Below are 4,024 nucleotides of genomic sequence, written 5' to 3'. Positions count from 1 at the left end.
CAGAAGGTTTAGATATTTATCAACAAGTGCGTAATTTATCAGGCACTTTAGAAGCCGTTGAGGCGATTGCATCACCATCAAGCCCCAGTGGTAAAGTGGCTATTACCATGAATCACGATGTGGCCCATCGTTTTATGCTGCCGAAGTTGAAAGACTTTCAGAAACGTTATCCAGACATTCAATTAGACCTGATTTTAGATGACTCGCCTTTGGATGTAATCAGCGAACAAATTGATTTAGGGATCACAATTGGCTTTCCAAAAGATGACTCACTGATTGCACGGGCATTACATCAAGACCACCTTGCTCTTTTTGCGAGTCCGCAATTTTTAGAGGAAAATCTAGGCAGTCGAACCATTCAAAGTATTAGCCAGTTACAAGGCTTGCAGTGGATTTTACTTAAACAAAAATCTTTCTCTGATACCTTATTTTTGAGTATTGTGGTGAGCCAATTGAATTAAAACCGAAAAAATTTTATCGATGTACTTCGCCTATGATGATGGAAAAAATGGCAATCCAAGGTTTGGGCGTAGCGTCACTGCTACCTTCTACAATTCAAAAAGAAATGGTTGCTGGCACACTCGTACACATCATGCCTGAGATAAAGAGTCCCACTATTTATTTTTCTCTGGTTTACCCCTCACGCAAACAAGTGCCAAAACGGACACGTGCCCTGAACAACTTCTTACTCGAAGAAGGCTTGATAAATACTGATTAAATTGACTGTGTAGCGTGTTTTTTGCTACCACAGAATGTTGGTATATTTTCTGCTATTGCTGATAAGAACTGAGGTCAATTATTTACTAACACAGTGAGGTCAATGATGTTTACACAGCTCAATCCACCCCTCCCAGTATTTATTCCAGCAAAAAATGAATCAGCCTTAGCGCACGGTGTGATTGACTATGGGCCAGAGCAGCATCTGATGTGGGTTTGTTTCCTTAACTCAAATGGCGAATGCTGGACCATGGCTAATCCTGAAATTCGAATAGAGTGGAATCCATCTTTAGGACGCAAACCTAAACGAGCCCCTGATAATGTGGTTAATGTGAGCGCAAAAGGACAGTCTGCTGTCACAAACTAAAGGAAATATTACACAAGTGATGTAGTTATTTCATAATGTGTTGGGCATAGTTGAGCAAACATGACGAATGTGTAGGCCGTTCGCTCTTGGCACTGTTGGAGACCAAAAGTGATTGGAAACCTTTACATTTTAATGCTCAGACACATGCGGATGGGATGACTCTAAGTTAGGTATTGCAGGTATTGCAGGTTTTGTAGGTTTAGCTGGGTACGTGCATTTGCATATTACCCGCAGTAGCCGTATTGGGATCGCCGCCGTAGCGGCGGTGACGATTGCGTTAAACGATGGCTTTCAAGAATCGAACAGGATGAGGGGCAAGATGACGTTTAAGCGGAGTCTGCCCCGATATTGCCCCTCATGTTACCTAGTTGAATAGGCCTTTGAGCTTGTCACTGGCTTTTTCTAACAACTTGTCTTTTTCTTGCTCCAGTTTTTCTTTGGCCTTTTTCTTCGCTTCCTCTGCGAGGCGTTTTTTCGCTTGTGATTTTGCCGCGGCTATTACGTTGTCTAACATAGCGTTTACGACGGCGAGGCCCACTTTGTCGGCTGGCATGCCATCTGGCTGGCCAATCGGACCTGCTGAAAAGGTGGGTAAGGTGATCTCGTAGCTTTTGGTTGCGATGTTTAAATCGCCAGTGGGCAACTGTTCGAAATTAAGTTTTAGTCGGACATTGCTGACGGTGACATTTTCGACAATCACCAACGGATTCGAGCCATCTTCGGCGGCAGGTTGGTTTGTGGTCTTAGGTAGATTAGCGCTTAAGTTATCTTTTAAGGCGAGCAGGTTGCCACTGCCGCTGGCGTCTACTTCATAGAGAATTTCAGGCGCATTAATATTCACCGTTTGGACTACATAGGGTTCACTCATCACTTCACCTAAGTCCAAGGTGATGGTGTCAACGCTGAAGGCGTCTTCGTCGCTAAAGCCTGTCGGATTCTTTACATCAAGATCGCTAATGGTCATACGACCTTCTGTTAATGCTAAGTCAACATTAAAAACCGTTACCGTCGTGCCCAAATATTTACTACCCTGTTGCTCGATCTGCGCACGAATAAAATCACCTGCACCGCTTAACATATACCAAACACCGCCTGCTATAAGCAGAGCCAATACTGCAAAAATGACTAACACTTTTTTCATCGCTTTCTTCCTTAACTGTTAAATAACGCTATGAGTGTAACAGAACAAGGCACTAAGCTGTCTATTACCTTTGAGCAGGCAGGCTTACTTGAAACAGGGTATACTGACGGCGTTAATACAGACTTATCCGATTTTTAACCTATCCCTATCGAGTAAAATGATGGCTATTGCTGTTTCTTCGTCAAAGCTTAGCCTACCTGAGCACAATCCGGGCGTAAGCACGGTCTTAGGGTTTCTTATCCTCAAATTTCCGGCAATTAGCAGTGATGTGTGGCAACAGCGCATGGCGAATGGCAAAGTTCATTGGCATGATGGCGAGCTAATTAACGCGCAAACGCCTTTTAAAGCGCAGCAGCGGGTTTATTATTACCGTGAAGTGAATGTCGAGCCTGTGGTGCCCTTTAGTGAACGTATCGTATTTCAAGATGATTTGATTTTAGTGGCTTATAAACCGCATTTTTTACCTGTTATGCCCGGTGGTGCATATGTTGAAGAATGTTTGCAAAATCGATTACGCCGCAAAACCGCTAACCCCCATTTGCAAGCGGTACACCGCATCGATAAAGCGACGGCGGGTTTGGTGTTATTTACTCATCAGGTAGAGACCCGCCAACATTACCATCGCCTATTTGAAACACAGCAAATCACTAAAACCTATCAGGCCATTGCTAATATTGGTAACAACGCGATTTCCAATGATCAAACATGGGAAGTCAAAGCGCGGATGGAAAAAAGCCAGCCCAAATTTTTGATGCAGATTGTTGAGGGGGTGGCTAACAGCCACTCTCATATCCGATGTGTACAACAGACCACCGAGCAAGCTTTATTTGAGTTAAAACCAATAAGCGGCAAGACTCACCAATTGCGCTTACACATGCAAAGTATTGGTTTTCCGTTATTACACGATACGTATTACCCCGCACTCCATACAAGTCGGCTAGATGATTACAGTAAACCACTACAACTTTTGGCTCAGCAGCTTCGTTTTGTTGACCCTATCACCCAACAAGTACGACATTTTTCAAGCAACACAGAACTAAAGCTAAATGCGTAATCAAGGTGTTTTTAAGCAAGGTCTAAGCGTTTTGTTGTGCTAAGGATAAGAGTTTTTGTAAAAAGTATCTTACAATGGCGCCAGTTTATCTGACCATCAATAACAACACAGGAAAATAACATGCCTTACGTAGATTTAGTCGCCATCTTGGCGGTGCTTCAGTTCTTCTTTTTTGCGCTAATGACTGGACGAGCTCGCATGGTGACGGGGGTTAAAGCTCCAGCGACGAGTGGTCATGAAGATTTTGACCGTATGTACCGTGTGCAGATGAATACTTTGGAATTGCTGGTGATGTTCTTACCGGCCTTGTTGTTAGCAGGAAAATACTTCTCAGGTTTAACGTGGTTGGTCGCTGCCTTGGGCAGTATGTATATTATTGGCCGCTTTGTATATTGGCGAGCTTACGTGGGCGATCCTGCAAAACGAGGCCTAGGTTTTGGCTTGTCCATGTTGCCTATTTTAGTCTTAATTCTCATGGCGCTGGTAGGCATCATTTTGTCGCTCTTATCTTAGTTATACCAATTAACATAAACAAAGGGGCCACTACTTATCCTAAATAATGGCCCCTAGCATAAATTACGTGAAGTCAAAGACCAATAAGACTGAGTTAATTTATGTACAGCCAAGTTAACGCAAATAAGAACTATTATCAATTGATTTTTACTGGGATGTGCATTTAAGCATATAAAGAAAAAACGGCCTCAATTGAGGCCGTTCTTTTAGGAGAAGGTGTTACGCTTCACCC

The 4,024-nt window shown here is 43.2% G+C and carries 6 protein-coding genes; 5 read left to right on the top strand and 1 reads right to left on the bottom strand.

Annotated elements, in window-relative coordinates; genetic code table 11:
• From NWQ57_RS08315 to NWQ57_RS08305, 3 genes are all read left to right on the top strand, one after another.
• Window positions 1-461: LysR substrate-binding domain-containing protein (locus NWQ57_RS08315; protein WP_306021680.1), on the top strand; the 461-nt coding region annotated here is incomplete at its 5' end.
• Window positions 462-493: 32 nt separating this feature from the next.
• Window positions 494-718, top strand: coding sequence for a hypothetical protein (locus NWQ57_RS08310; RefSeq protein ID WP_306021679.1), 225 nt, complete (start codon window positions 494-496; stop codon window positions 716-718).
• Between the two features lie 102 nt (window positions 719-820).
• Window positions 821-1,084: a hypothetical protein gene (locus NWQ57_RS08305; protein WP_306021678.1), complete on the top strand. Its 264-nt coding sequence runs from the start codon at window positions 821-823 to the stop codon at window positions 1,082-1,084.
• A gap of 364 nt (window positions 1,085-1,448) precedes the next feature.
• On the opposite strand, the gene NWQ57_RS08300 is transcribed toward NWQ57_RS08305, so the two are convergent.
• Entirely contained in the window at window positions 1,449-2,225 is a 777-nt protein-coding gene (locus NWQ57_RS08300) for a hypothetical protein (protein ID WP_306021677.1), read from the bottom strand.
• Window positions 2,226-2,313: 88 nt separating this feature from the next.
• Here NWQ57_RS08300 and NWQ57_RS08295 point away from each other — a divergent pair, with 88 nt between their 5' ends.
• The gene (locus NWQ57_RS08295) at window positions 2,314-3,279 is read left to right on the top strand and encodes a pseudouridine synthase (RefSeq protein ID WP_306021676.1); all 966 of its coding nucleotides are present in this window, start codon (window positions 2,314-2,316) and stop codon (window positions 3,277-3,279) included.
• A 120-nt stretch (window positions 3,280-3,399) separates the two neighbouring features.
• Complete coding sequence (locus NWQ57_RS08290) at window positions 3,400-3,792, top strand: MAPEG family protein (RefSeq protein WP_306021675.1); 393 nt, start codon at window positions 3,400-3,402, stop codon at window positions 3,790-3,792.
• Window positions 3,793-4,024 lie beyond the last annotated feature (232 nt).

Origin of the sequence: Paraglaciecola sp. (genome assembly GCF_030730205.1) — a bacterium.
Classification (GTDB): Bacteria; Pseudomonadota; Gammaproteobacteria; order Enterobacterales; family Alteromonadaceae; genus Paraglaciecola.
The sequence above is the reverse complement of the archived record's forward strand: the minus strand, read 5'-3'. Positions and strand labels throughout refer to the sequence as shown.

Excerpts from the sequence above, each read along its gene's own strand:
- NWQ57_RS08300 (WP_306021677.1), bottom strand. The coding sequence starts at position 2,225 with ATGAAAAAAGTGTTAGTCATTTTTGCAGTATTGGCTCTGCTTATAGCA.
- NWQ57_RS08290 (WP_306021675.1), top strand. The coding sequence starts at position 3,400 with ATGCCTTACGTAGATTTAGTCGCCATCTTGGCGGTGCTTCAGTTCTTC.
- NWQ57_RS08310 (WP_306021679.1), top strand. The coding sequence starts at position 494 with ATGATGATGGAAAAAATGGCAATCCAAGGTTTGGGCGTAGCGTCACTG.
- NWQ57_RS08305 (WP_306021678.1), top strand. The coding sequence starts at position 821 with ATGATGTTTACACAGCTCAATCCACCCCTCCCAGTATTTATTCCAGCA.